Source organism: Pedobacter alpinus, assembly GCF_042684645.1.
Lineage (GTDB): Bacteria > Bacteroidota > Bacteroidia > Sphingobacteriales > Sphingobacteriaceae > Pseudopedobacter > Pseudopedobacter alpinus.
Window position 1 is genome coordinate 39,701 of the sequence record NZ_JBHULV010000024.1, and the last position, 25,016, is coordinate 64,716.

The 25,016-nt window shown below is 31.2% G+C and carries 26 protein-coding genes; 18 read left to right on the forward strand and 8 right to left on the reverse strand.

The features are described 5' to 3' along the window. Positions 1-247 precede the first annotated feature (247 nt). The 3 genes from ACFSSE_RS07950 (at position 248) to ACFSSE_RS07960 (ending at position 4,519) form a co-directional block, all read left to right on the forward strand. Positions 248-3,556: a vitamin B12-dependent ribonucleotide reductase gene (locus ACFSSE_RS07950; RefSeq protein ID WP_379045597.1), complete on the forward strand. Its 3,309-nt coding sequence runs from the start codon at positions 248-250 to the stop codon at positions 3,554-3,556. A 180-nt stretch (positions 3,557-3,736) separates the two neighbouring features. Next, positions 3,737-4,198, forward strand: a complete 462-nt coding sequence (locus ACFSSE_RS07955; RefSeq protein WP_379045600.1) for a nucleotidyltransferase substrate binding protein — start codon at positions 3,737-3,739, stop codon at positions 4,196-4,198. Between the two features lie 15 nt (positions 4,199-4,213). Next, the gene (locus ACFSSE_RS07960; protein WP_379045603.1) at positions 4,214-4,519 is read left to right on the forward strand and encodes a nucleotidyltransferase domain-containing protein; all 306 of its coding nucleotides are present in this window, start codon (positions 4,214-4,216) and stop codon (positions 4,517-4,519) included. 78 nt (positions 4,520-4,597) lie between these two features. Here the strand turns inward: ACFSSE_RS07960 and nadD are convergent, their stop codons facing one another. From nadD to ACFSSE_RS07980, 4 genes are all read right to left on the reverse strand, one after another. After that, complete coding sequence (gene nadD, locus ACFSSE_RS07965; protein WP_379045606.1) at positions 4,598-5,170, reverse strand: nicotinate (nicotinamide) nucleotide adenylyltransferase; 573 nt, start codon at positions 5,168-5,170, stop codon at positions 4,598-4,600. Next, on the reverse strand, positions 5,167-7,626 hold the full coding sequence (locus ACFSSE_RS07970) for a mechanosensitive ion channel family protein (RefSeq protein ID WP_379045609.1): 2,460 nt from the start codon (positions 7,624-7,626) through the stop codon (positions 5,167-5,169). The genes nadD and ACFSSE_RS07970 overlap by 4 nt, the downstream gene beginning before the upstream one ends. A 43-nt stretch (positions 7,627-7,669) precedes the next feature. Beyond that, the gene (gene gmk / locus ACFSSE_RS07975; protein ID WP_379045612.1) at positions 7,670-8,239 is read right to left on the reverse strand and encodes a guanylate kinase; all 570 of its coding nucleotides are present in this window, start codon (positions 8,237-8,239) and stop codon (positions 7,670-7,672) included. 72 nt (positions 8,240-8,311) lie between these two features. Next, positions 8,312-9,187 (reverse strand): YicC/YloC family endoribonuclease, encoded by an 876-nt coding sequence (locus tag ACFSSE_RS07980; protein ID WP_379045615.1) that lies wholly within the window; start codon positions 9,185-9,187, stop codon positions 8,312-8,314. Positions 9,188-9,308: 121 nt separating this feature from the next. Between ACFSSE_RS07980 and ACFSSE_RS07985 the strand changes: the two genes are divergently transcribed. After that, complete coding sequence (locus ACFSSE_RS07985) at positions 9,309-10,016, forward strand: carboxypeptidase-like regulatory domain-containing protein (protein WP_379045618.1); 708 nt, start codon at positions 9,309-9,311, stop codon at positions 10,014-10,016. A gap of 27 nt (positions 10,017-10,043) precedes the next feature. On the opposite strand, the gene ACFSSE_RS07990 is transcribed toward ACFSSE_RS07985, so the two are convergent. Continuing rightward, positions 10,044-10,688, reverse strand: a complete 645-nt coding sequence (locus tag ACFSSE_RS07990) for a DUF1801 domain-containing protein (RefSeq protein WP_379045621.1) — start codon at positions 10,686-10,688, stop codon at positions 10,044-10,046. Positions 10,689-10,896: 208 nt separating this feature from the next. Here ACFSSE_RS07990 and rimM point away from each other — a divergent pair, with 208 nt between their 5' ends. The 6 genes from rimM to ACFSSE_RS08020 all read left to right on the forward strand — a co-directional run bounded on the left by rimM (position 10,897) and on the right by ACFSSE_RS08020 (position 15,261). Beyond that, positions 10,897-11,424 (forward strand): ribosome maturation factor RimM, encoded by a 528-nt coding sequence (rimM, locus tag ACFSSE_RS07995; RefSeq protein ID WP_379045624.1) that lies wholly within the window; start codon positions 10,897-10,899, stop codon positions 11,422-11,424. Positions 11,425-11,676: 252 nt separating this feature from the next. After that, positions 11,677-12,351, forward strand: a complete 675-nt coding sequence (gene trmD, locus ACFSSE_RS08000; protein WP_379045825.1) for a tRNA (guanosine(37)-N1)-methyltransferase TrmD — start codon at positions 11,677-11,679, stop codon at positions 12,349-12,351. 63 nt (positions 12,352-12,414) lie between these two features. Next, a complete protein-coding gene (locus tag ACFSSE_RS08005) occupies positions 12,415-13,128 on the forward strand; it encodes a glycosyltransferase family 2 protein (RefSeq protein WP_379100845.1) in 714 nt (237 codons plus the stop codon). 3 nt (positions 13,129-13,131) lie between these two features. Beyond that, on the forward strand, positions 13,132-13,494 hold the full coding sequence (locus ACFSSE_RS08010; RefSeq protein ID WP_379045630.1) for a DUF2304 domain-containing protein: 363 nt from the start codon (positions 13,132-13,134) through the stop codon (positions 13,492-13,494). Positions 13,495-13,683: 189 nt separating this feature from the next. Beyond that, entirely contained in the window at positions 13,684-14,031 is a 348-nt protein-coding gene (rplS, locus tag ACFSSE_RS08015) for a 50S ribosomal protein L19 (protein ID WP_379045633.1), read from the forward strand. An 87-nt stretch (positions 14,032-14,118) separates the two neighbouring features. Then, positions 14,119-15,261, forward strand: coding sequence for a mechanosensitive ion channel family protein (locus ACFSSE_RS08020; protein ID WP_379045636.1), 1,143 nt, complete (start codon positions 14,119-14,121; stop codon positions 15,259-15,261). A 2-nt stretch (positions 15,262-15,263) separates the two neighbouring features. On the opposite strand, the gene ACFSSE_RS08025 is transcribed toward ACFSSE_RS08020, so the two are convergent. Beyond that, the gene (locus ACFSSE_RS08025) at positions 15,264-16,124 is read right to left on the reverse strand and encodes a phosphodiester glycosidase family protein (RefSeq protein WP_379045639.1); all 861 of its coding nucleotides are present in this window, start codon (positions 16,122-16,124) and stop codon (positions 15,264-15,266) included. A gap of 118 nt (positions 16,125-16,242) precedes the next feature. Between ACFSSE_RS08025 and ACFSSE_RS08030 the strand changes: the two genes are divergently transcribed. From ACFSSE_RS08030 to ACFSSE_RS08040, 3 genes are all read left to right on the forward strand, one after another. After that, positions 16,243-16,941 carry a DUF421 domain-containing protein gene (locus ACFSSE_RS08030; RefSeq protein WP_379045642.1) on the forward strand — a complete coding sequence of 233 codons (699 nt, stop codon included), beginning with the start codon at positions 16,243-16,245 and terminating at the stop codon, positions 16,939-16,941. Positions 16,942-17,181: 240 nt separating this feature from the next. Next, entirely contained in the window at positions 17,182-18,495 is a 1,314-nt protein-coding gene (locus ACFSSE_RS08035; protein WP_379045645.1) for an MBOAT family O-acyltransferase, read from the forward strand. Continuing rightward, complete coding sequence (locus ACFSSE_RS08040) at positions 18,495-19,457, forward strand: hypothetical protein (RefSeq protein ID WP_379045648.1); 963 nt, start codon at positions 18,495-18,497, stop codon at positions 19,455-19,457. The genes ACFSSE_RS08035 and ACFSSE_RS08040 overlap by 1 nt, the downstream gene beginning before the upstream one ends. A gap of 76 nt (positions 19,458-19,533) precedes the next feature. On the opposite strand, the gene ACFSSE_RS08045 is transcribed toward ACFSSE_RS08040, so the two are convergent. Then, a complete protein-coding gene (locus ACFSSE_RS08045; protein ID WP_379045651.1) occupies positions 19,534-20,289 on the reverse strand; it encodes a response regulator transcription factor in 756 nt (251 codons plus the stop codon). A gap of 41 nt (positions 20,290-20,330) precedes the next feature. After that, positions 20,331-20,750, reverse strand: a complete 420-nt coding sequence (locus ACFSSE_RS08050; protein WP_379045654.1) for a hypothetical protein — start codon at positions 20,748-20,750, stop codon at positions 20,331-20,333. Positions 20,751-20,916: 166 nt separating this feature from the next. On the opposite strand from ACFSSE_RS08050, the gene ACFSSE_RS08055 reads away from it, so the two are divergent. The 5 genes from ACFSSE_RS08055 to ACFSSE_RS08075 all read left to right on the forward strand — a co-directional run bounded on the left by ACFSSE_RS08055 (position 20,917) and on the right by ACFSSE_RS08075 (position 24,745). Then, a complete protein-coding gene (locus ACFSSE_RS08055) occupies positions 20,917-21,372 on the forward strand; it encodes a hypothetical protein (RefSeq protein ID WP_379045657.1) in 456 nt (151 codons plus the stop codon). 607 nt (positions 21,373-21,979) lie between these two features. Beyond that, a complete protein-coding gene (locus ACFSSE_RS08060; RefSeq protein ID WP_379045660.1) occupies positions 21,980-22,783 on the forward strand; it encodes a sensor histidine kinase in 804 nt (267 codons plus the stop codon). Beyond that, complete coding sequence (locus tag ACFSSE_RS08065; protein WP_379045663.1) at positions 22,770-23,408, forward strand: response regulator transcription factor; 639 nt, start codon at positions 22,770-22,772, stop codon at positions 23,406-23,408. The genes ACFSSE_RS08060 and ACFSSE_RS08065 overlap by 14 nt, the downstream gene beginning before the upstream one ends. A gap of 136 nt (positions 23,409-23,544) precedes the next feature. Then, positions 23,545-24,087, forward strand: a complete 543-nt coding sequence (locus tag ACFSSE_RS08070; protein WP_379045666.1) for a peroxiredoxin — start codon at positions 23,545-23,547, stop codon at positions 24,085-24,087. A 79-nt stretch (positions 24,088-24,166) separates the two neighbouring features. After that, positions 24,167-24,745 (forward strand): carboxymuconolactone decarboxylase family protein, encoded by a 579-nt coding sequence (locus ACFSSE_RS08075; protein ID WP_379045669.1) that lies wholly within the window; start codon positions 24,167-24,169, stop codon positions 24,743-24,745. Positions 24,746-25,016: the final 271 nt, after the last annotated feature.

The following is a 25,016-nucleotide window of genomic DNA, read 5'->3' on the forward strand; positions in this document are numbered from 1 at the left end:
AATATTGCGAATATCATCTGTGCAAATTATGATGAAATTTACCAAAAAAAGTTCTAATTTTTAGTTTTCCACACTTATAATTACCTATTAATAAGGCTTATATAAGTGTTGATGTTACACAAAGCAATTTTATCATTTCTCTTGTGGAAAACTGAAATTCATTTATACATATAATGAGATTAAATTTGATGAAAAACCCCATAAGTTTTTTACTCGTTCAGTCTTTAACTACAAAATTTAATCAGTAATGGCAAAAGCTTCTACAAACAAAACTGCAAAAGGTCTCAAATTTGAGCGTTATTTTAGCAAAGAAGGAAAAAGTGTTTACGACCTTTTTAATTACGATAAAAGATCATCGGTTATCAGAAATCCTTCTGGCGATGCAGTTTTTGAAATGCATGATGTTGAAGTGCCAAACACTTGGTCTCAGGTTGCTACTGATATTTTAGCTCAAAAATATTTCAGAAAAGCAGGTGTTCCTCAGCCAGACGGAACAACAGGTTCTGAAAACAGCATTAAACAAGTTGCACACCGTTTAGCAAATTGCTGGAAAATGTGGGGCGAACGCTACGGTTATTTTGCTACAACAAAAGACGCTGAGATTTTTTACGACGAATTAGTTTACACTATAGTTGGTCAGTTAGCTGCACCAAACTCTCCACAATGGTTTAATACAGGTTTACATTCTTCTTACGGAATTACTGGTGGCCCACAAGGTCATTATTTCGTGAATCCAACAACAGAAGAGTTAGAGAAATCAACATCTGCTTATGAGCGCCCACAACCACACGCTTGTTTCATTTTATCTGTTGCGGATGATTTAGTAAACGAAGGTGGAATTATGGATCTTTGGGTTCGTGAAGCTCGTATTTTCAAATACGGTTCTGGTGTAGGAACAAACTTTTCAAGAATTAGAGGCGAAAGCGAAAAATTAAGCGGTGGAGGTTATTCTTCTGGCTTAATGTCTTTCTTAAAAATTGGAGATAGAGCAGCTGGAGCAATTAAATCTGGTGGTACAACAAGAAGAGCAGCCAAAATGGTTTGTTTAGACTTAGATCACCCAGAAATTGAAAGTTTTGTAAACTGGAAAGTAGAAGAAGAGAAAAAAGTAGCTGCTTTAATTGCTGCGGGTTACGCCTCAGATTATGAAGGTGAAGCTTACAGAACTGTATCTGGTCAAAACTCAAACAACTCGGTACGTATTCCAAATACTTTCTTTAAAGCATTAGAAGAAGGTAAAACTTGGGATTTAACAGCTAGATCTGATGGCCGCAGAATGAAAAGCATTGATGCCAATAAACTTTGGGATGATATCGCTTTTGCTGCTTGGGCTTGTGCAGATCCTGGAGTACAATATGACACTACTATAAACGAATGGCATACATGCCCTGCAGGTGGAAGAATTAATGCTTCTAACCCATGTAGCGAGTACATGTTCTTAGATAATACAGCTTGTAATTTAGCTTCCATTAACTTACGTCATTTCTTCGATTTAAAAACTTTGATTTTTGATGTTAGAGGTTTTGAACATACTTCTCGTATTTGGACAACCGTATTGGAAATTTCTGTTTTGATGGCTCAATTCCCATCTAAAGAAGTTGCACAACTATCTTACGATTACAGAACATTAGGTTTGGGTTATGCCAACTTAGGTTCTATGTTAATGGTTGCTGGTATTCCTTACGATAGCGATAAAGCTAGAGCAATTGGTGGTGCAATTACTGCAATTATGACGGGTACTTCTTACGCTACCTCTGCTGAAATGGCAAGAGAGTTAGGTACTTTTAAACGTTACAACGATAATAAAGATAACATGTTGAGAGTAATGCGTAACCACCGTTATGCAGCTTACAACGCAACAGATAATTACGAAGGTTTAGAAATAGCGCCTCCAGGAATTGACCAAAAAATGTGCCCTGATTATTTATTATCAGCAGCTTGTAATGCTTGGGATAAAGCAGTAGAAATGGGCGAAAAATACGGTTACCGTAACGCACAAACCACTGTAATTGCACCAACCGGCACTATTGGTTTGGTAATGGATTGCGATACAACTGGTATTGAGCCTGATTTTGCCTTAGTGAAATTCAAGAAATTAAGTGGTGGTGGTTACTTCAAAATCATTAACCAAGCAGTACCTGCGGCTTTAAGAAATTTAAAGTATAACGAGGATGAAATTGAAACCATTGTTAATTACGCAAAAGGTTCTGCTACCATTAAAAATGCACCTCATGTTAATCCTGATAGCTTAAGAGCTAAAGGTTTTACTGAAGCTGATTTAGAAAAATTAGATAAAGCAATTGTTTCTGCTTTTGAAATTGGTTTCGCTTTTAACGTATGGACTTTAGGCGAAGATTGTTTAAAACGTTTAGGCTTTAAAGCCGAACAATACAATGCGCCAGACTTTAATGTCTTAAAATCATTAGGTTTCTCTCGTACACAAATTGCAGAAGCAAATGAATTTATTTGCGGAACAATGACCATTGAAGGTGCGCCTTTCTTAAAAGAAGAGCATTACCCAATATTTGATTGTGCAAACAAAAACGGAGCAAAAGGAGTGAGATATATCCATGCTCATGGTCACATTAAAATGATGTCGGCAGCACAACCTTTCCTTTCTGGAGCAATTTCTAAAACGATTAACTTACCAAACGAAGCTAAAGTTGAAGAAATTAAAGAAAGCTACGAGTTATCTTGGAGCTTAGGTTTAAAAGCAAATGCACTTTACCGTGATGGTTGTAAATTATCTCAACCTTTATCTACAAAATCTGACACTAAAGAAGACAAATTAGATAGCGTTGAAGAAGTTTTAGGCGAAGCAGCAAATTTAAAATTAAGTGATTTAACACCAGAACAAGTTTTAGAAGCAGCAAACGCCATTTTACAACGTTCAGAAGATACAAGCTTTATGCGTCAGCTTTCTAGAGTAGTACAAAAGAAAGTAATGCCAGCTAAACGCAGAGGTTACACTCAAAAAGCAAGCATTGACGGACAAACTGTTTTTGTTAGAACAGGAGAATACGGAGATGGTACTTTAGGAGAAATTTTTGTGGATATGCACAAAGAAGGTGCAACATTCCGTTCGTTAATGAACTGTTTTGCAATTGCAGTATCAGTTGGTTTACAGTACGGTGTGCCTTTAGAAGAATATGTAGAGAAATTTACTTTCACTCGTTTTGAGCCAGCAGGAATGGTTGCAGGTCATGCAAACATCAAATCTGCAACTTCTATTATAGATTATATTTTTAGAATGTTAGGTTACGATTACCTAAACCGTACAGATTTGGTACATGTAATTACAGAACAAAATGTTATTACTGACAACCCAACAATGCAAGATAGCGATGTGAATACTGATGCTACAAACATTTACACTCCAGCGCCAGTTAAAGAAACCGCTACAACTGCAAAAGCAACAGTAAAAGGTCAATCATTTGATTTATCAATGGGTGCACAATCAGACGCTCCTGCTTGTAGCAGCTGCGGACATACAACTATCCGTTCTGGTACTTGTTACAAATGTTTAAATTGTGGAACTTCTATGGGATGTTCTTAAGATAAAATAGATTTATATTAAAAAAGCCTTGTATTTTTATAAAGTACGAGGCTTTTTTGTTTTTAAGCAATTTTAATCATATAAGCTTACGTTAACAAAATGTGAGTGATGTAAACTGTCTATATTATAAATAACAATTTTGAAAACTTAACTTTACAATTAATAAAAATAGAAGTTAAAATGGAACAAGATATTAGATGGGAACAACGGTACTCTAATTTTGTAAAAGCTTTAGATAAGTTAAGCCAAGCAATTACCTACATAGAATCTAATTTTTTAAATGAAGATAAACCAATTGATGGTGGACAAACAGGTTTTGTTTTAGATGAAATGATTAAAGAGGGATTGATACAGCGTTTTGAATACACGCATGAACTAGCTTGGAATGTGATGAAAGATTACTCCGTTTATCAAGGTAATACAACTGTAGGAGGAAGTAGGGATGCTACCAGAGAAGCTTTTGAACTTCAACTAATTCATAATGGAAAAATATGGATGGATATGATTGGAAGTAGAAATAAAACCTCACATACTTACAACGAGGAAACGGCAGAAGAGATCTATTTAAAAATTTTAAATGAATATTATACCGAATTTTTAATCTTCCAAAAAAACATGGAAAAAAAAAGAAGCGAGCTTTAGAATATTTAACATAAAATGAAAAATACCGGATTAGATGTTTCTGATATTAATAGAATTAAAGATGTGTTTTTTCATTACCCAGAAGTTGAAAAAGTGATTCTTTATGGTTCTAGGGCAAAAGGGAATTATAAACCTGCCTCAGATATTGATTTAACTTTAATTGGCGATGGTATTGATTTAACGCTACTGCAATCTATAGAATTTGAATTGGACGATTTACTCCTCCCCTACAAATTCGATGTTTCTATCTATAAAAAAATAAGTAACAATAAGTTATTAGAACATATTGACAGGATTGGGTTAGATTTTTTTAGTAGATAAATACTCCATTTTTAATGTTTCAATTAACTTTAAGCAGCTTTCCTTCCTCCAAACAGTAGTGTTTGAAAGCAAAAATTATCACTTATACAACCCCTTACTATCAATAAACTCAATTACCTTATCCGGCAAAAAGTACCTCACACTTTTATCATTAGAAATTGCTCTCCTAATAAAAGTTGAAGAAATCTCCATTAATGGAGTATTAGTAACAGTTACCGACGGGTGACTTGCTAATTCGGCCTCATCATAACCTGGACGTGGATAAACGTAAATGCTGTAATCCCTTAAAATAATCTCGTAGTTCTTCCACTTTTTCAATGATTTTAAATTATCTGCACCCATAATCAATACAAAATCATGGTCAGGATATAATGCTTTTAAATGCGTTAGCGTATCAATAGTATAGGAAGGTTGCGGTAGTTTAAGCTCAATATCACTCACTATAATATTATCAGCTTCCTCAGTAGCTAATTTTGCCATTTCAAGCCTATCGTAAACTTGTATTAGATCTTTTTTTTCTTTTAGAGGATTATGAGGCGAAACCACTAACCAAACTTTATCCAATTCGGTATGATTTGCCATATAATTAGCGATAATTAAATGCCCAGTATGAATTGGGTTAAAAGAGCCAAAAAACAATCCTATTTTCATTCCTCTTTGTCTGGTTTAGAAATTATTTTTTTTAATTGCTCTTCTTCACTAAAATGAATGTGTAAATCTCGTTGTGGAAACGGAATTTTGATATCTTGCTTATAAAATTCTTCAAAAACACTACTCATTAACATACTTTTTATTCTAAGCCAATTATCTATGTCAGATACCCAACAAAAAACTTTAAAATTTACAGAATTATCTCCAAAACTATCTAAAATAATTGCCGGTGCGGGTACTTTTATGATTTTCTCGTTAGCATCAATAATGTTCTGAAATATTTCTTTTACCTTATCAATATCGGTACCATAAGCCACCCCAACTTCTAAAGTAACTCTTTTGTTTGTGTTGCTAAGTGTCCAGTTTATTAAGTTTTTCGATAATAAATCTCCGTTAGGAATAATAACTTCAGACCCCTCCAACGTTAAAATTTTACTCGCTCTAATACCCATGGACCTTACTGTACCGGTTTCGTTCTCTACTTGAATTAAATCGCCAACTTGTATTGGTTTTTCAAATACCATTACAATACCAGACACCACATTGTTCACAATATTTTGCAAACCAAAACCGATACCAACACCCAATGCACCTAAAATGATTGTTAATTTATCTAATGGAATGCCCGATGCGGCAATACCGATTAAGAAACCTATAATCCAAATTGATAAACGAACTAATAAAATAGATGAGCTATATTTTGCTCTACGCGATGTACTTTCAGCATGTTGATCGGCAAATTCGAGAAAGTAGCTAATGACTTTTGATATTACCGTAGAAATGTAAATGATAAATATAAAGAGGAAAAAGCCTAGAAAGGTGTAGGTATTATTACCAATTTCTCTTTTAAGTACTAAAAAATCTTTGATTTGTGTATAAATGGAATCAAAAACGTTAAGGTTTTGTGTAAAGTAAATTAACATTAAAAACACTGAAATTACACGAAGCAATTTCCCAATACGGTTTTTAAGATTTTTAAAATCGAGGTAGGAAGATATTCTGTTGATATGTATTTTCCCCACTTCCATTTGCAGAAAAATACCTTCGGTTATTATTTTAACGCATAATATTAAACAGATGGTTTCTACTAGGGTGAATAAACCAGTTGTTCCTGCTATTTTCGCCACGTTGTATCTACCAAAAATATTTCCTAAAAATGCAGTAGCTAATAAAGCAAAATAAGAGTAGGCAATTATTAATGCCCAAGATTTATAGCGTACCGGAACTAATTTAAAGTACTTTTTAAATAGCCGTAAAGAAGCTAGAATAACTAAAATTGTTACTCCAAAATATACAATTCGTTCGCTACTAAAAACCTGAAAATAAAGGTTTCCGAAACTAAATAGTACCACGAATACTAAAAATAAAAACCAATATTTAATAGCCCATTTTGGATAAACTCCGGGCATCAAAGCACCTACGCAAATCATCAGAACGATTAAATAAATTTGATTGAGAATGATTGGCGGATGATAATAAAAAAACGGCCCTAAAGTGCAGGTTACGGCTAATGCCGCAATAGTAGGATATTTTGAGACTAAATTTGCATGCTCAAAAGCAGGGTTATCTTTATCATAGGCTTTTAAAAGTATGTTCCGGTTTTTATTGAGCCAAACGGCTAACAGTACAAAAAGTAATAGATTAATAATGTGAACTTTGTAACTGTAAATAATGTAACTAGTTAATACTCGAGAATTAATTCTTATTGTTGTTTTAATGCCCTTGATCAAATCACTGAAAAAGGAATCAAAGTTAACATCCCACAAATAATCGTACTCTTTGGTGAAAGTTTTTTCATTTAAGCGTTTTAAACTTAAAATCACCTCCTCATTAAAATCATCAACTTTAGCCTGTGCAACCGAAATTCGGGTTTGTAAAAAACTAATTTCTAACGCGGCTTTGTTACTTATGGAATCTATTTTTTGCCATTTGCCGCCTAAAGCATTTAGTCGGATAAAAAAGCGTTCTCTCAATACGCTGTCTTCCGGAAATTTTTGAAAAGTAGAATCGGTGGTTAAACCAGTTATCAATTCTCTCATTTTAATTAGAGAACCGTTGTATAAACTCAGCCTTTCATCCCATTTAGTGAGTTGTTTTTGTGCGGTAGCAAAATAATCTTGTGAAGTATTTATTGAGCGATAAGTGAGGAGTTTATACTTATTGGCTTGTTCTAATCTTTCTTCAATTAAGGGTAAACCTTCGCTTATATCTAAAGTATCAAACCCATCATTTAATACTTTGGTAATATCATTAAATGATGTTGTGTAAAAATCAATTCGATTAATTAAAGTATTATATGTACTATCAACAACAACGTTTGCTTTGTTAGCTTCTGTAGTGTCTGTACCATTAATACGATTAATTAGGCTATCTGCAATACTTTGTCCGTAGCATAAGGAGTTAAACCCAAGGCATAAAACAACTAATAAGAGGTGCTTGTATAATTTTTTATGCATTAATATTTTTGATTTATAACCATAAATTTGGTTAAGCAATTTACTAACTATTTAATAAGTTTAAGAGCAATTGTTCGGCTTCTTTACAGGCTGTTTCTAAATCGTAATTTTTCAAAATAACATCAAACTTTGGTGCGTAAGCCAGTTCTTTTGCGGCCTTATTAATCCGTTCTTTAACTTTAAATTCTGTTTCGGTACCCCGGCCTTTTAATCTTTCAATTAAAACTTCTAAAGACGGTGGCTGTACAAAAATAGCCAAAGCGTTTTCTTCATATTTCTTTTTTAAACGTAAACCACCTTCTACATCTAAATCAAAAATTACTGTTTTCCCACTATCCCAAATGCGCTGTATTTCACTTTTTAAAGTGCCATAAAAAGTGCCAGAATAAACTTCTTCAAACTCTACAAATTCGTGTTTTGCTACCTTATGTAAAAACTCTTCTTTGCCAATAAAGTAATAGTCCCTTTCATGTTGCTCTTCTCCCCTAGCCTCACGAGTGGTGGCAGAAATAGAGAAAGCAATTTTATCAGGAAATGTTTTTAATAAATGTTGTACTATAGTTGTTTTTCCGGCACCAGATGGCGCAGAAAATATAATGAGTTTACCTTGCATTCTTTCTTAAGCTGAAAGCCTAAAGCAAAATGCCGAAAGCTTTTAGCTTTTAGCTTATTGCTTTTAGCTTATTTACAAAACGTTTAACAATTGTTCTTTTATTTTCTCTAATTCTTCTTTCATGCCTACAACATAGCGTTGTAAGTTTGCATCATTGGCTTTAGAACCCATGGTATTAATTTCTCTACCAATTTCTTGCGATATAAAACCTAATTTTTTACCATTAGCATCTTTATCTTTCAATGTTTCTAAAAAATAATCGCAATGGCTTTTTAGGCGTACTTTTTCTTCGGTAATATCTAATTTATCTATATAATAAATTAACTCTTGCTCTAGCCTGTTTTGGTCAATATTTTCTTTACCCACAGCGTCAGCAAGCATATTGTTTAGTTTTTCTTTAATAGCAGGGATACGATTTGGCTCTTCGTGTACCACCAAATTCATAAAATTAAGAATACTAGTAATTCTGTTGCTCAAATCTTGCTCAAGCACTGCACCTTCATCTTTTCTAAATTGCTGAAAATTAGCTTCTGCCTTATAAAAAGTTTGAATCATCAATTTCCACTCTTCCTCAGAAACAGAATTTTCATCAAATTTTACTACTTCTGGAAGGTTTAAGGCTAATGGCATTAAATCTTTAGTATCATCGCCTAAAAGGGTTGCTACATCTTTTAATTCTGTATAATAATGCTTTAATAAATCTTTATTAATTGTTGCTGCTTTTGAGCCTGCATCGGTAACATCGGCACTTATGCTTAACATTACTTTACCACGTTCTAATAGCTTGCTGCACTCGTTTCTTAAAAAAAACTCTTTATCGGAAAAAGCTTTAGGCAGTTTTATGTTAAGTTCTAAAAACTTGCTGTTTAGTGATTTTATTTCTACGGTATATTTTCCGTTAGCCAAATCGGTAACGCTGGCACCGTAACCAGTCATAGATTTAATCATCTGCAAAGATAAAATTTATAGGCATATAAATTAGTGCATAATAATTGTAGGGAGATTAAATGTTAAAATAGCCTAAAATTTTAGATAGTTAAGTATTTTTAATCATCTTTAGGGATATAATATGACGTACAAAACTGCCTTACTTATATTTTGCTTTATAGCTTTTAATCTATTGAGTTTTGCCCAACAAGTAGTTGTAAAAGGATTAGTTTTTGAAAAAGGTAAATCGAACAGGATTGAAAATGCTGTTGTAACTAATAAAGCAACAAAACAATATACCACTACAGATGAATGGGGGAATTTTGAAATTGCAACAAATATTGGCGATACTTTACTTTTTTCTAAACCTAATTTTGATGATGTAAGTAAAGCAATTTTGGTTAAACAAAACCTAATTATTTATTTAACTAAGGCAATTGCATTGCAAGAAGTTGTAGTAAAAGAACAAAGTAAAAAAGCACAACAACAAGAAATTTTAGACGGTTTTAGAAGTAAAGGCGTTTTTTACAATGGTAACCCTCCTATTTTAGCCTATATATTTAGTCCGTTAACGGCGTTAAATGAACTTATTGGTAAAGATGCCAATAATGCCCAAAGATTTGGGAATTACATACAAAGAGAAAATGCAGAAAGCAATGTTGATAGGCATTTTAATACCATTGTAATTAAAAAAGCTATTGATATACCAGATAAAGACATAGTAGAGTTTATGTATTTATACCGCCCAAAACCTGCTGATGTGCAATATTGGAACTATTATGATGACATGAATTACATTAAAAAATCTTATGCTGAGTTTTTGAAACGTAAGAAAGATTTTAAAGATTAAAAACATTTAGCTTTAATGATTAAGTATTTATACTACAAACTTATGCGAACCATCGCAATAAGGAAGTTTTTTTGACATTCCGCAAGTGCAACCATTTATTCCTTGTCCGTTTAAAATTTGAGTAATGTATTTGTTAATTCTTGTATGTCGGGTTTTAACTTGTTTGGCCGACTCAAAAAACATATTGTAGGCTCTTTGCCTTCCTGGCGTTAGTGCTTCAAAAGCGATTTTCAATTTAGCATTTGCGTTTAAGTACTCTTGAAATTCTTTTACCAATACTAGTTCAGCAGGTTTTTTCTTTTCAATCTTTAAACCTAGTTTTTCTATTTCAATGGCTTCATATAGGTAAGCTTTTAGAACAGGTTCTAATTTTAATATTTCTTTTATACTGGTAAATTTAACAAACCTTACAGATTGAGAATTTTCTCCCGGAGAAATTAAAATTTGGTCTGCATCATTTAAAAGTACACCTTTTAAAAAACTAATGGCACAATGCGCTTTAAAATTTGCCAGAATAATAACATTGGTATTATTAGATGTATAACAAGGTTGTCCCCATTTTAACTCTTCTATTAATTGGCAATCTAAAACAATGGCTCTTAGTTTCTCCAATTCTGGCTTCCATTGGCTAAGCTTATCAAAAAATTCGTCAACTTTTGGATTTGTATTCATATTTACCTTGTTTTATGTTTTAATTTAGAACATATTATTAGCCGCTCTCAAAACCTAATTTCTTAAACTCCTAAATTATTGCTTGTTTATATAATTTTAAAGCTAATAAATTTTGTACCAATTCCATTCATAACAGTTTCAAGCATCATTTAAAAAATCTATATCTTCGCAAAATAAATGTTTAGTAAAAACTAAGCAAACACAAAGAATGAAAATAGAAGATTGCTTTGAAATAGGATACATTAGTAAAACCAGAGGTTTAAAAGGCGAAGTGCAAGTGGCATTTACATTTGATGAGCCAGAAAAACTTAAAATTAAATCAGTTTTTATTGAAATTAACAATAAGTTGATCCCTTTTTTTGTAGAAAATTATAAAATACCTATGCCAATGGTAGGTTATTTTAATTTTGAAGATATTGACCATATTGACAAAGCCAACCACATTACTAAAAAGAAAATTTACCTACTGAACAGGCTAAAACCCAAACGTAAAAAAGGAGAGTTTTTATTTACAGATTTAATTGGCTTTAACGCCGAGGATTTGCAAAAAGGTAATTTGGGAGAGATATTAGAAGTTAGAGAATACCCACAACAATTTTTAGCTACTGTGAATTACAAAGAAACAGAAGTTTTAATTCCGTTAAATGAAGCTTTTATTTTAGAGATTGATATGGACAAAAAACTGGTTAAATTTGATTTGCCTGAAGGGTTGTTGGAGTTGTATTTGGAAGGATAGTTTTTTGATTGTTTAATTTAAATAAATTTTCCTTTTAACCACAAAGAACACGGAGGTTTTCACAAAGAGTACAAAGTAAATGTTTTTTTAAACACGGAGGACTCGGAGAACACAGAGCTAGAGGGAATTATAGGATTTTTTAGTCCTTTTGCAAAGTGCGTTAGGGATTGAAGCGGCAGCTCCGCCAGCTGGCGGATTATAGCGTAAAGCCCGCTCGAACGCCCAAAATAATATTCTTAATTTAAAAAAATGATGCGTTTTGATATTATTACAGTTTTACCAGGCTTATTAGAAAGTCCGTTTGCGCATTCTATTTTACAAAGAGCGCAAAATAAAGGTAAAGCAGAAATTATTGTCCATAATTTAAGGGAATACGCACACAACAAGCAAAAAAGTGTTGACGATTATCCTTACGGTGGTGGTAGTGGTATGGTAATGCAAATTGAGCCTTTTGCTAAATGTATTGAAAAACTAAAAGCTGAGCGAGATTATGATGAAATTATTTTCATGACTCCGGACGGTGTTACGCTAAACCAAAGCGCTGCAAATGAACTTTCTAGCAAAAAAAATATCATGATTTTGTGTGGGCATTATAAAGGTATTGACCAACGTATCCGAGATATTTTTGTAACCAGAGAAATATCTGTTGGAGATTATGTTTTATCGGGCGGAGAATTGCCCGCAGCGATTGTAGTTGATGCAGTTGTGCGTTTAATTCCTGGTGTTTTAAATGATGAAACTTCAGCTTTATCAGACTCTTTTCAAGGTGAGTTATTAGACGCTCCTGTTTACTCACGCCCGGCAGATTGGAATGGACATAAAGTACCTGCTATTTTACTTAGCGGAGACCAAACCAAAATTGAAAACTGGCGACATGATGAGGCTTTGAAAAGAACCCAAGAAAGACGGCCAGATTTATTAGAATAATGTTAAAATCTTTTTAAGTTTTTAACAACAGCATTTTTTATTATTGCTTGTTTAAAAAAATAAATGGTGAAAAAATTACTTGTAATTATACCTTGTTATAATGAAGAAGATTCTATTGAAGCATTACTTAAGCAATTACAAGCATTAAATTTAAGTCCAAAATGGCATTTAGAAATTGCTGTAGTTAATGATTGCTCTAAAGATAAAACACTTGAAAAAGTAGCGCCATTTAACATCCATTTAATTGATTTACCTATTAATTTAGGAATTGGTGGTGCCGTACAAAGTGGTTTAAAATTTGCCTATGCAAACAATTTTGATTTTGCAGTACAAATGGATGGTGATGGGCAACACCCACCACAAGAGCTTATTAAACTATTAAATGCCAGTGAAACAACCGCTGCAAATTTGATAATTGGCTCTAGATTTATAGAAAAAACCGGTTTTCAATCTTCCTTTATCAGACGAATTGGCATCAATTATTTCCACATACTTAACAAAATATTTACCGGGAAAAGTATTTACGATAGCACATCGGGCTTTAGGTTGTTTGATAAAAAAGCAATTGCTTTAACGGTAAAAAATTACCCAGATGAGTACCCAGAGCCAGAAACACTGGTACTTTTTGCAAAAGCTGGTTTAAAAATTCACGAAACTCCTGTAATTATGGCAGCAAGAATGGCTGGCGAATCTTCTATAAATAGCACCGCATCTGTTTACTACTGTTTTAAGGTTACTTTGGCAATGTTTTTCACTTTTATACGTAAAATCCAATAAGGCATGATAAGAATTCAAGTAATAACTTTAGTGGTAAGTATATTGTTTTTAGTTTACATATCTAAACTGATTATCAGAGGAAAACTAAGAGAAGAATATGCTATTGTTTGGTGCGCATCTACTTTAATGTTGGTAGTGTTTTCTTTTTGGAAAGATGGTTTATACATTTTGGCAGATTTATTTGGAGTTTTTGTGCCTGCAAATTTGGTTTTTACAGCCTGTATTTTTGTTATTTTAATTTACCTGCTTCACCTAAGCGTGGTTTCTTCTAAGTTACATTTACAAAACAAAGCAATGGCGCAAGAAATTGCTTTGTTAAAGAAAATTTCGAAAGACAGAGATGATTTAAAGAAAGACAAAGTGTAAATTTTAAATGCGATCTTTAACTAATCAATTGGTAATAAGGTTTATTAATCTCCTTTTTTAATAAAGAAAAAAATAATTAAGCTTAATTTTTAAAATTCACTTTTAATTATAAAAAATAATACCTAATATTGCACTCCGAAATTTAGGGGGCGATAATAATTTTTTTTATCGTTTAAATCGCAAAAAATCATGGATTTAGTAAAATTTGTAGAAGAGCAGGCCATAGTAAGAACAACTTTCCCTGCATTTAAGGCTGGAGATACAGTAAGTGTTCACTATAAAATTCGCGAGGGAAACAAAGAACGTATTCAGGTTTACCAAGGTGTAGTAATTCAAAGAAACAGTACAAACTCTACTGAAACTTTCACTGTACGTAAAATGTCTAACGGTATTGGCGTTGAGCGTATTTTCCCTGTAAATTCTCCTAATATTGATAAAGTAGAAGTTAACAGTCACGGTAAAGTACGTAGAGCTAAAATCTACTACATACGTGAGCTTACTGGTAAAGCAGCTCGTATTAAAACTAGAAGAGTTTAATTACGAAAAATATAAAATGAGCCTTCCGATTTATTTCGGGAGGTTTTTTTGTTTAATACCATTTTAGCAACAATAAAATTATTGGATATGGATTTATCTTTTTTAAACCAAATAGTATTTGGCAATACATTAAAAAGTTATGTGCTTTTTTTTTGCATCTTAATTATAGGGCTTATTTTAAAGAAATTAATTTCTAAGTATCTAAGCAAATTAATATTTTCATTTTTCAAAAAGCATTCTAGTGAAATTAAGGTTGATAAATTTTTAGAGCTACTACTTAAACCCATTGAATTTCTAATTACTATTGTTTTAATATACGTTGCAATTAACCAACTAACTTACCCTTTAGATGTTGTGGTTTTTAAGCGTGTTATAAACAAGGCGGCTTATACTGTAACAATTATTGAGGTTTTAGATAAAATATTTCTACTGCTAATTATCATATCTACCTTTAAAATTTTATTACGCTTAGTAGATTTTGTATCGCATATTTTTGCCTACAGAGCAAGTTTAACAGAATCGAAAACTGACGATCAATTGGTTCCTTTTATGAGGGAATTGAGTAAAATTTTGATGATTATTTTTGGTGTTTTTGTAGTGATGGGCGCTGTGTTTGATATGAATGTTGCTACAATTATTGCTGGTTTAGGTATTGGTGGTTTAGCTATTGCACTCGCAGCCCAAGACACTTTACAAAATCTTTTAGGCTCTTTTACTATTTTTGCTGATAAACCATTTGTTGTAGGAGATTTGGTACATGTAGCTGGTTATGATGCAGTTGTAGAAAAAGTGGGTTTTAGAAGTACAGTAGTGCGTACGTTAGATAAAACCTTGGTGATTATCCCAAACAAATCAATGATTGATAGTCCGTTAGAAAACCTAACGCTTAGAAATTTAAGAAGAGTGAAATTTAATGTTGGTGTTGTATATGGTACCCCCGCCAGTACAATTAAAAAAATATGTGATGATATTCAAGCTTATATAGACAAGCATCACGAGACCAGTATGGATACATTAGTTACCTTCGATAGCTTCGGAGAATCATCTTTAAACATTCAAGTATTATACTATATAGAAATAGTTGACTACAATATTTATATGAAAATTAAGCAAGAAATAAACTTTAAAGTGATGGAAATTGTGCTTAATAACGGAGCTGATTTTGCCTTTCCATCTCGTACTATTTACCACGAGTTTGGAGAGAAAGGTATTCCAACTAGCAACAGCTAAAATTATTTTATCAATAAAATAGCATTAGCTACTTTTCTTTGGCCTGCGTTGTCAAATATCTTATTATCAGACGGGTGATTAATAATTTGCCCGTTTTTTTTATGTTTCACATACAAAGTAGTAGAACCACCTCCATCTAAATTTATAGCATTGCTACATCCTAACCATTTCATTATTTGCTGAAGCTCTATAATTGTTACGCCTTCTGCCTCTATCATTCTACCGTCTATAGCTACCATCAGCACAGTGCCGTCCTCCTTTATTCCTATTGCACTCCTAGGTGCTCTTGCTAAATTAAAAGCGTCATTTGCTATCACAACATTTTCTTGGTTAATTATTAAGACCGGCCCAGTAACCATTACATCTGTAGCTTCAAATTTTTGTTCCCAATTTTCTGTTTTGTCCCACTGGGCTATACTTAACTTATAATTATTAAATAATATTGCTCCTTTTTGATGCTCAGCCCTAACATTATTTTTACCTAACCTACTCTGGTTAATAACCGTATCATTAGATTCTATATAATCAACAGATCCTCCATTTTTAATATCGAAAAAGGTGCCGTTTATAGCTGCTAAAGCTTGTTTTCTTTTGGCAATAGTATCTAAAATTAATAACTCGCTGGGTTGATAAGCTAAATCGAATTTTGAATTTGATTTTGGCGAAACCTCTATTATACTGATGTGCTGTTTTGCTTTAAAAAAATTGCAATCATTAAAATGAATGGTTTTTGATTTTACTCCTTTTGTAATTCTTTTGGTTTGCCAGTTTTTAAAATTATTGATAGTTAATGAATCATTTTGTGGTTTAGCTGATAATGTAAAGACAGATAAACACAAAATAAGGATGGTTATTTGTTTCATAGTTATTCTTTGAAAAATGTTTCAATACTATACAAATAAGAAAAAATATTTAACTAATCACGAATATAATTTATACCAAATTGTGGTTTGATAATTGATTAGGTTGATAAAAAACCAAATGAAAGAAATTTTTGAATGGAATAGACTTTTAATGAATGATTTACCTTACAGTTTTCTTTTAGAAGTATTGTTTAGGTGTGTGGTGATGTACTTGGTTGCAATGCTTGTTTTAAAGCTGGCAGGACGCAGAGGGGTAAAACAGCTTTCAGTTTTTGAGTTGGTTATTATTCTAACATTAGGTTCTGCTGCTGGAGACCCATTATTTTATCAAGATGTTGGCTTAATACCTGCAATTTGCGTTTTTATAATCATTTTACTTTTATACAGAGGTACTACTTTTTTAATTTCAAGATCAAAAAAAATCGAAACTTGGCTAGAAGGTAAACCTATTTATTTAATTGAAGATGGAGAATTTTCGATTGATAATTTTTCGAAAGAAGCCTTAGCACAAGATGAATTTTTTACAGAACTAAGGTTAAAAAATATCACTCATTTAGGACAAGTTGATTTGGCTATTTTAGAAACCAATGGGCAAATAAGTATTTTCTTTTATGATGAAAAAAACATTAAAATGGGTTTACCTATATTACCTCATGCTTTCAATAAAACATCAAACAGTTTTAAAAATGGATTTCAATATGCTTGTAAATTCTGTGGAAACATTCAAGAGGCTACAAATGATACAACAGAACACGTTTGCGATAGATGCGGTAAAGACAAATGGGTATCTGCAATTAATGAAAAACGCATTACTTAAATTATTTTTTTGAAATAAATGATATTTCATCCCGCTGCAAACAGCTACTTTAAATTAATAAAATTAAGACTTAAATCATTTTATTTTCGGTAATTGCTATATTTAGAAAATATTAGTGGTTAAATGCTCTTCAACTCATTCCATTTTGTATTTTTTTTTATTGTAGTAACCTCTTTTTACTTTGTTATTCCGCATAAGTGGAGATGGCTTTTACTGTTGCTATGCAGTTGCTATTTCTACATGGCATTTGTTCCTATTTATATTTTAATACTAGGGGTAACCATTGTTGTTGATTATTTTGCCGGAATATTTATAGAACATGCAAAAGGAAGACGTCGCAAAACACTGCTTATAGTAAGTTTGGTAGCCAATATTGCAGTTCTTTGTGTATTTAAATACTTTAATTTTTTAAATGATAATTTTGCTTTTTTAATGCATGGTTTTGGTTTAGCAAATCCAATTCCTTACCTCCCTATTTTACTTCCTATAGGCCTTTCTTTCCATACCTTTCAGGCTATGAGTTATACCATAGAAGTGTACAGAGGAAACCAAAAAGCCGAAAAACATTTTGGTATTTATGCGCTTTATGTAATGTTTTACCCTCAATTGGTTGCCGGTCCTATTGAACGTCCTCAAAATTTATTACACCAATTTAGAGAAAAACATGAAGTAGATTACTCAAGAATTGTTGAGGGGTTAAAACTAATTTTATGGGGGTTTTTTAAAAAATTAGTCATAGCCGATAGGTTAGCTATCTATGTAAATGCAGTTTATAACAATACAGATCATCACTCAGGCTTCAGTTTTTTTGTAGCCACCATCTTTTTTGCCTTCCAAATTTATTGCGATTTTTCTGCTTACTCTGATATCGCAATTGGCGTATCCAAAGTAATGGGCTTCCATTTAATGACTAATTTTAATAGACCATATTTTGCCCGCAACGTAGCAGAGTTTTGGAAACGTTGGCACATTTCCTTATCAACCTGGTTTAAAGATTATTTATACTTTTCTATAGGTGGCAATAAGGTTTCAGTACCGCGGTGGTATTTCAATTTGTTTATTGTGTTCTTAATTAGTGGTTTGTGGCATGGCGCAAATTGGACATATATTATTTGGGGTGCATTAAATGGTTTTTATCTCATATTTGGCAATATATCGCTTAACTTTAGAACAAAATTTGAAAAAACAATAGGCTTAACCAATTTGCCAAATTTGGCTAGGTTTATCCAAATTTCAGTTACGTTTTTATTAATATGCTTTTCTTGGATATTTTTTAGGGTTAACAACTTTAATGATGCAATAACGATTATTAAAAAAATAACAACCTTAAAAGGCCCTCTATTTATAGAAAATCCTTCTAAAATGATTTATAGTTTGGCAGGTATAGCTACACTATTATTAATTGAATATAAGCGAGAATACTACAGAGGAACTGTAAGTTTTTTTAATAACAAATATTGGATCATCAGAAATATGTCTTATGCTTCATTGGTAATTATCATTTTACTTTTCGGAGTTTTTGATGGCGGACAGTTTATCTATTTTCAATTTTAATGGGAAAGATATTAACCCAATTACTATACCGCTTAAGAACCAATAAATTTTATTTATTAGGGCTTAAATTCTTCTTATTTTTTCTGCTAGTTTTTATTTTAGATTACGCTATTGGTAACCTTTTAAAATACTTTTATTTTAAACAAGAGAGTGGCTTACAATACAGAGCTACTTATGTTATTGAAAAAACCAAAGCCGATATTTTAATTTTTGGATCTTCAAGGGCTTCATATCATTACATTTCTACTGTTTTTGAAGATAAGATGCGATTATCTTGTTTCAACGCCGGCCGTTACGGAAGTCCCATTTTGTACCACCTTGCTATTTTAAAAAGTGTTTTAAAAAGACACCATCCTAAAACTATTATTTTAGATTTAAACCTTCAAGATTTTGAAAAAAGAGAAGGAAGTTATGATATACTTTCTTGCCTACTACCTTATTATGATAGCCACCCAGAAATGCGATCAATTATTTTAAAAAGAGGTAAGTATGAACAGTTGAAACTGATTTCTAATATTTATCCATACAATTCAGAAATGTTAACAATTGCTATTGGCAACACAGAAATTAATAAAAAAAGAAAGGAAGACATTAAAGGGTTTACACCAATAAGAGCAAACTGGAATGACAAAATTGAAAATTACCGCTTCCCTCAAATTTATGAATTAGATAGTACCAAAGTAAAAGCATTTACTACATTTATAAACGATTGTAAAAAAGCTAAGATTAAATTATTTATTGTTTGTTCTCCTTATTTATCTAAAAATAAAATAAAGGAAAGTACAATAGAAAAAGGAAAAGAAATAGCGAGAAATTATCATATTCCATTTTTTGATTATTCCAATTATAAACCTTTGCTTAAAACAGTTTTGTTTTATGATGCCCCACACATGAACAGTGAGGGCGCAAAGGTGTTTTCAAACCTAGTTGTTAATGACATTTTGAGAAGCAATAAAAAATAGCCTAAACAAAAAAGCCGAAGGTATAAATACCCCCGACCCCCACTATTTAAACTAACTTCTTATTTAAGCAAAAAAATTAGCACTTGAAAAACATTAAATATTGTGTTAAGTGGAAAACGTTTTGACAATTTAATTTGGTTAAAATATTTTTTCTATGTGTTTTTATAGTCTCTACAGATAAAAAAAGAGAATCCGCTATATCATTATTTTTAAAACCTTTAATAATGTATTGTAAAATCTCTTGCTCTCTACAGGTAAGGCTATTAAAATTATCTAAATTTTTTAAACAAAACTCTTGACCTCTTAATAAATGATTTAACATGGTGGTATATTTCTGATAATCACATTTATTAATTGTTAATGAAAGCTCATATTTATCATCGCTAGCTTCTTTAATATTTAATTGAGGAACAGCGCCAGCCTCTTTTAGCCAAGAAGAAGTAGCCAACCAATCTGTTGCACTTTTTTCTTGTTCAAAAAATCGCAATTTCATATCCTGGTCAAGCTCTTCGTAAAAGTTCTTAACTTTAAACCTCGCATATAACCGCTCTGGTAAAACCATTGCAATTTTACCAGTTAAGCTTTTACTTAAATATTCATTGCTTAAGAAGGACTTAGCTCTTTTTTGCAAGTTTTCACAAAGTGACGCATCCAAATTAAGATTATTCCATAAAGTATGTTTAGGTTTAATGTTTAAAAAAGCTGCTTTAAAATTATTAATCCCACATAAATAATCATCTACGTTGTTGCAATTATTCCATGCGCCATTTAACATATTTAAGTTTTTATGATAACTGATGTTGATGTAGTTATTGGCGTAAATAGTTTCCATTAAAGAATAAATTGAAGGAATTGATACTAAGTTTATATTTTTTAGCAGATATTTTCAATACCCTTTTTTAAAAAATAAGTAATTATAATTACCAAAAGTGGCATAATTATGATACCTAAAGGCATAATTAGAGCAATGGCAGCTATTATTATAGTTACTATTTCTTCTTGAGTTGAAGCCGGTGTAGCTATTGCACAAAAGTGCCTTTTTACTATTTTCCATAAATTATTAATTGAAACTCCTCTATTTAACTCAACTTTTGCAATGGGCATTGCGTAATATTGATTTTTAAAAATACTTTGATTTGCCATTAGAGAAGTTTGATAATATAAATCTGCTAATGCTTTTTGAGCTTCAACCTCACTAATATTTAATAATGGATTAGACTGCAATTCATTTAAAACATCTAAGGCATAATTTTCTGAATCGATAATTTGTAAATTTTCATTTCTAATTTTCATGATATTTAAGTTTTATTTGAATCAAAATTGACAACTAAAAGTTAAAAATATTTCAGCAATATGCCCCAATTTACTACCGTTAAAACACCCTCTAAAAAAAGCTATATCGCTGTACAAAACATATTTAGTTAATGGCTAATTTTAGGTTCATTTAAACGTTAAAATTATGATTGATGACAAATTAAAAATTGCCTTTTACGATAGATTTTTTGGAGACGACAGTAAAAAAAAATTAAATGGTATAAATACCTCTGTTGATCCAATATGGGCAAATGATTGTACAGAGTTGTACAAAACTTCAAAAACAGCAATGGATTTAACTGTACTAAAAAAAATGCTACAAACAGAATCGGTTTCTTTTGAATTTTCTGAGCTTAAAGATTGGATGAATAAAACTTTATCAGGTGTGAATTTTAACAATATTAGAGTTTGTTTTGGTGTTTACGATAGAGATGTTATAACTATGGAAAACAAACCTACGAATCTATCTAAAGGGAAGTTGACAGTGTTTTTATGGCCTTATTTAGATGATAAAAAGGCAACTCGCCCTAAGCAAGGATTTGTAACAGATGAAGAAGAAGAGGAAGTTGAACCTTTTAATATTGGTAGTTTGCATCCATGATAGCAACATACTATTTTGAGTTTTTAGCTTTTTGTGTAGCTCTATACAATTTTAAAAGATTAAAAAATTCTTACATGTTTTGGTTTATCCCCTTTTTGGGGATAACCTTTTTAGCTGAAGTAAGTTCGGATTTAATATACTACTTTTACAAGAGTAACACTTATTGGGTATATAATTATTTAATTCCAATAACTACCCTTTTTTACAGTTTCATTTATTACTGTTTAATTAGAGACCAAAAACTTAAGATGCCATTTATTATCATCTGTTTATTATACCTAATAATTAATGGTTATTTTTTAAGTGTAACTTCAAGTTTTAGTATATCTTCTATTTTACTATCTTCTATAGTCTTAGTAATATTTTCTTGCTACTATTTTTACCGTTGTTTGTTAGACGATGTAGATTTAAACGCATTTTATATTAAAAGCGGCTTATGGATAGCCTCAGGCATTTTAATTTTTTATAGCGGGGTTTGTATTGTTTTTTCTTTATTTGATTACATAAGAACTCACCATTTAGCTGTAAATGGCACAGCGTTATATAATTTTGTACCAAGGGTATTAAGCATTATTTTGTATAGCTGTTTTATGGTTGCATTTGTTTTATGGAGAAAACCTCAGAAGATATAATTGGCGCAATAATTATTGCCAGTATTTTACTGGTCATATTAGCAGTTTTTACACTGTTGTTTTTTTTATTGTATATTAAAAAAAGAGGTAATTTAAAACAGCAAAATGAAAACCTAAAAATAGCCTTTCAACAAGAATTACTACAAACGCAAATAGAAATTCAAGAAGAAACTTTTAATCATATTTCTGAAGAAATACATGATAATATTGGCCAAGTATTGTCTTTTCTCCAACTTAATTTAAGTTTAAAAAAAGAATTAAGTAAAGAAGAAATAGAAGAGAAAATCAATAGTAGCGCAGAAATAGTAGCTGCAGTTATAAAAGATATACGTAACCTATCTAAAAGCCTTAGTTATGATTATATTAAACAGTTTGGCCTAGATGAAGCTTTAAAAAATGAACTCAACAGAATTAATTTAACAGATTTGTTTGAAACTTCTTTTAATGTTAAGAGCGAAGCCTTTGTTTTTTCCGATCAAATCAACTTATTAATTTTTCGTATTTTTCAAGAAAGCATCAACAATATTATTAAACATGCCAACGCAAATAAAATAACTGTAAACCTTAACTATAGTACTGATTTTTTTATACTTAATATTAATGATAACGGTAAAGGTTTTTTAGTAAATGAAAAAGATACAAACCAAGGCTCGGGTTTAAAAAACATTAAAAAAAGAGCTAAAGTTTTAGGTGCTACAATTAACATAGCATCGGTAATAAACAGCGGTACAACCGTAAATTTAAAAGTTCCTATCAAAAATTCCTATGAAAAAGATTAAGATAGCTTTAGCTGATGATCACAAACTTTTTAGAAGTGGCTTAGTGGCTTTATTAAAAGATTTACCAGCGTTTGAAATTATTTATGAAGCCAATGATGGGAAAGAATTATTAGAAAAAATAGAAGGAAAAATAAAACCAGACATTTTATTATTGGACATTAAAATGCCAAATGTTGATGGATTTGAGGTAATTACAAAGCTTAAAACAGATTATCCATTAATTAAAATCATTGTTTTATCTATGTTCTCTGATGAAACTACAGTTATGAAAATGATTAAAGCAGGTGTAGAAGGCTATATTTTAAAGGATGCCAACCAGCAAGAATTTATTGAAGGGATAGCGGCAGTGGCAAAAGACGATGTTTATTACTCAAAATATATTAATAAAGTAATACAAAAAAGCTTTGTACAAAAACCAAGTATTGGTGTTAAACTAAGTGCTAATGAATCCATTTTTTTAAAACTACTATGCCAGCAATTGAGCAATAAAGAAATTGCAGATAAAATGTGTTTAAGCGTGAGAACCATTGACGGTTACAGAGACCAACTTTTTTACAAGTTAAATGTAAAAAGCAGGGTTGGATTAGTGTTATATGCAATAAAAAATAAAATTGTAGAAATATAAATATATTATCCATTTAGATTATATATCAATAAAAGAAAATAGTTTTTTTCTATATCACTATCAGAACATACAATTACTTTTTTATAACTAAAAATATAAATTTGCACCACAAAACAAATTAAAAAAAATAGAGCAAATGATTGGTATAGGAGAAAAATTTCCAGAGTTTAAAAAATTAGCAGTAGTAAGTTTAGAAAAAGGTAAAGAATTTGAAGAAATAGATTCTTCTTCTTTAATTAACTTAGATAATAAATGGACAGTTATGTTTTGGTGGCCAAAAGATTTCACTTTTGTTTGCCCAACAGAAATTGCAGAATTTAATAATAATTACAGCGAATTTAGAGACAGAGATACTACTTTAATTGGCGCTTCTACAGATTCTGAGTTTGTTCACTTAGCTTGGAGAAATAACCACGATGATTTAAGAGGTTTAAAATTTCCAATGTTAGCCGATACTTCAAAATCTTTAGCAGAAGATTTAGGTATTTTAGTAGCAGGTGAAAAAGTAGCTTACAGAGCAACATTTATTATAGACCCACAAGGAGTTATCCGTTGGGTATGTGTAAATGATTTGAATGTTGGACGTAATGTTAAAGAAGTTTTACGTGTATTAGACGGCTTACAAACAGACGAACTTTGCCCATGCAACTGGGAAAAAGGACAAGAAACTTTATCTTAAGATCATAAAAAAGCCTCTTAAGTTATAAGAGGCTTTTTTTATGAATAATAATTTTTATAAATAATTGATAATCAATAACATGAATATTTCAGAGACTACGCAAGAAGTTTTAGCCATATTTGGCGAAACAGAAATAAATAACAAAGCCCTAACTTTACTAAATGCTACAGATTTTAAATATTTAAAAGATTTAAAATTAAATTTCAACAGCACATTAACTTCAGAACACTTAAGTGAAAAAGAATGTGGACTGCTAGGTTTATCTATTGCAGCAAATAACCAAAATGCTATTTTGATAGAGTTTTATAAAAACTACTCCTTAAAATTTGAAGCAACAGCAGACGAAATAGCTGAAGCAGTTTCTTGCGCTTCTTTATTAGCTTCAAACAATGTTTTTTACAGATTCCGTCACTTTACGCAAAAAGAAAAATACACTCAAATTCCTGCTCGTATCAGAATGCAGTTAATGATGAAGCCAGTTGGTACAAAAGAGTTTTTTGAATTAATGAGTTTAGCTATTTCTGCGGTTAACGGTTGCGAAATGTGCGTAAATGCTCATGAAGATTCTTTAATCAAATTAAATACAAAAGAAGAAAGAATTTTTGATGCTGTTAGAATTGCTTCAATTGTTACAGCAACAGGAGTAATCATTTATTAACTTAAATTATTGATAATTTCTTTTAGTGTAATTACTATAATTAAAATAGTTTATAGCTACAACTAAATGGTTATATTATCAGTAAATTTTATTAAAAATTTGTTATTAACTAAATTTTTTACCTAAATTAGTGATAAGGTTAATCACACCTAAAAGCATTTTCATCACTTTCTTTTAGGATTTATAGGTTTTAATTGTTAATTCCAGAGCCGCTTTCAAAATGAAGCGGCTTTGGTGTTTAATAAAGATTTTAAAATTAAAATCTTTTAAA

Coding starts and splice junctions, on each gene's coding strand:
- ACFSSE_RS08025 (WP_379045639.1), bottom strand. CDS start 16,124: ATGAAACAAATAACCATCCTTATTTTGTGTTTATCTGTCTTTACATTA.
- ACFSSE_RS08035 (WP_379045645.1), top strand. CDS start 17,182: ATGGCATTTGTTCCTATTTATATTTTAATACTAGGGGTAACCATTGTT.
- ACFSSE_RS07985 (WP_379045618.1), top strand. CDS start 9,309: ATGACGTACAAAACTGCCTTACTTATATTTTGCTTTATAGCTTTTAAT.
- nadD (WP_379045606.1), bottom strand. CDS start 5,170: ATGAAAATAGGATTGTTTTTTGGCTCTTTTAACCCAATTCATACTGGG.
- rplS (WP_379045633.1), top strand. CDS start 13,684: ATGGATTTAGTAAAATTTGTAGAAGAGCAGGCCATAGTAAGAACAACT.
- ACFSSE_RS07955 (WP_379045600.1), top strand. CDS start 3,737: ATGGAACAAGATATTAGATGGGAACAACGGTACTCTAATTTTGTAAAA.
- ACFSSE_RS08040 (WP_379045648.1), top strand. CDS start 18,495: ATGGGAAAGATATTAACCCAATTACTATACCGCTTAAGAACCAATAAA.
- ACFSSE_RS08060 (WP_379045660.1), top strand. CDS start 21,980: ATGGAGAAAACCTCAGAAGATATAATTGGCGCAATAATTATTGCCAGT.
- ACFSSE_RS07960 (WP_379045603.1), top strand. CDS start 4,214: ATGAAAAATACCGGATTAGATGTTTCTGATATTAATAGAATTAAAGAT.
- ACFSSE_RS08020 (WP_379045636.1), top strand. CDS start 14,119: ATGGATTTATCTTTTTTAAACCAAATAGTATTTGGCAATACATTAAAA.
- ACFSSE_RS08070 (WP_379045666.1), top strand. CDS start 23,545: ATGATTGGTATAGGAGAAAAATTTCCAGAGTTTAAAAAATTAGCAGTA.
- ACFSSE_RS08050 (WP_379045654.1), bottom strand. CDS start 20,750: ATGAAAATTAGAAATGAAAATTTACAAATTATCGATTCAGAAAATTAT.
- ACFSSE_RS08065 (WP_379045663.1), top strand. CDS start 22,770: ATGAAAAAGATTAAGATAGCTTTAGCTGATGATCACAAACTTTTTAGA.
- ACFSSE_RS07950 (WP_379045597.1), top strand. CDS start 248: ATGGCAAAAGCTTCTACAAACAAAACTGCAAAAGGTCTCAAATTTGAG.
- gmk (WP_379045612.1), bottom strand. CDS start 8,239: ATGCAAGGTAAACTCATTATATTTTCTGCGCCATCTGGTGCCGGAAAA.
- ACFSSE_RS08005 (WP_379100845.1), top strand. CDS start 12,415: ATGGTGAAAAAATTACTTGTAATTATACCTTGTTATAATGAAGAAGAT.
- ACFSSE_RS07990 (WP_379045621.1), bottom strand. CDS start 10,688: ATGAATACAAATCCAAAAGTTGACGAATTTTTTGATAAGCTTAGCCAA.
- ACFSSE_RS08055 (WP_379045657.1), top strand. CDS start 20,917: ATGATTGATGACAAATTAAAAATTGCCTTTTACGATAGATTTTTTGGA.
- trmD (WP_379045825.1), top strand. CDS start 11,677: ATGCGTTTTGATATTATTACAGTTTTACCAGGCTTATTAGAAAGTCCG.
- ACFSSE_RS08010 (WP_379045630.1), top strand. CDS start 13,132: ATGATAAGAATTCAAGTAATAACTTTAGTGGTAAGTATATTGTTTTTA.
- ACFSSE_RS08030 (WP_379045642.1), top strand. CDS start 16,243: ATGAAAGAAATTTTTGAATGGAATAGACTTTTAATGAATGATTTACCT.
- ACFSSE_RS08075 (WP_379045669.1), top strand. CDS start 24,167: ATGAATATTTCAGAGACTACGCAAGAAGTTTTAGCCATATTTGGCGAA.
- ACFSSE_RS08045 (WP_379045651.1), bottom strand. CDS start 20,289: ATGGAAACTATTTACGCCAATAACTACATCAACATCAGTTATCATAAA.
- ACFSSE_RS07980 (WP_379045615.1), bottom strand. CDS start 9,187: ATGATTAAATCTATGACTGGTTACGGTGCCAGCGTTACCGATTTGGCT.
- ACFSSE_RS07970 (WP_379045609.1), bottom strand. CDS start 7,626: ATGCATAAAAAATTATACAAGCACCTCTTATTAGTTGTTTTATGCCTT.
- rimM (WP_379045624.1), top strand. CDS start 10,897: ATGAAAATAGAAGATTGCTTTGAAATAGGATACATTAGTAAAACCAGA.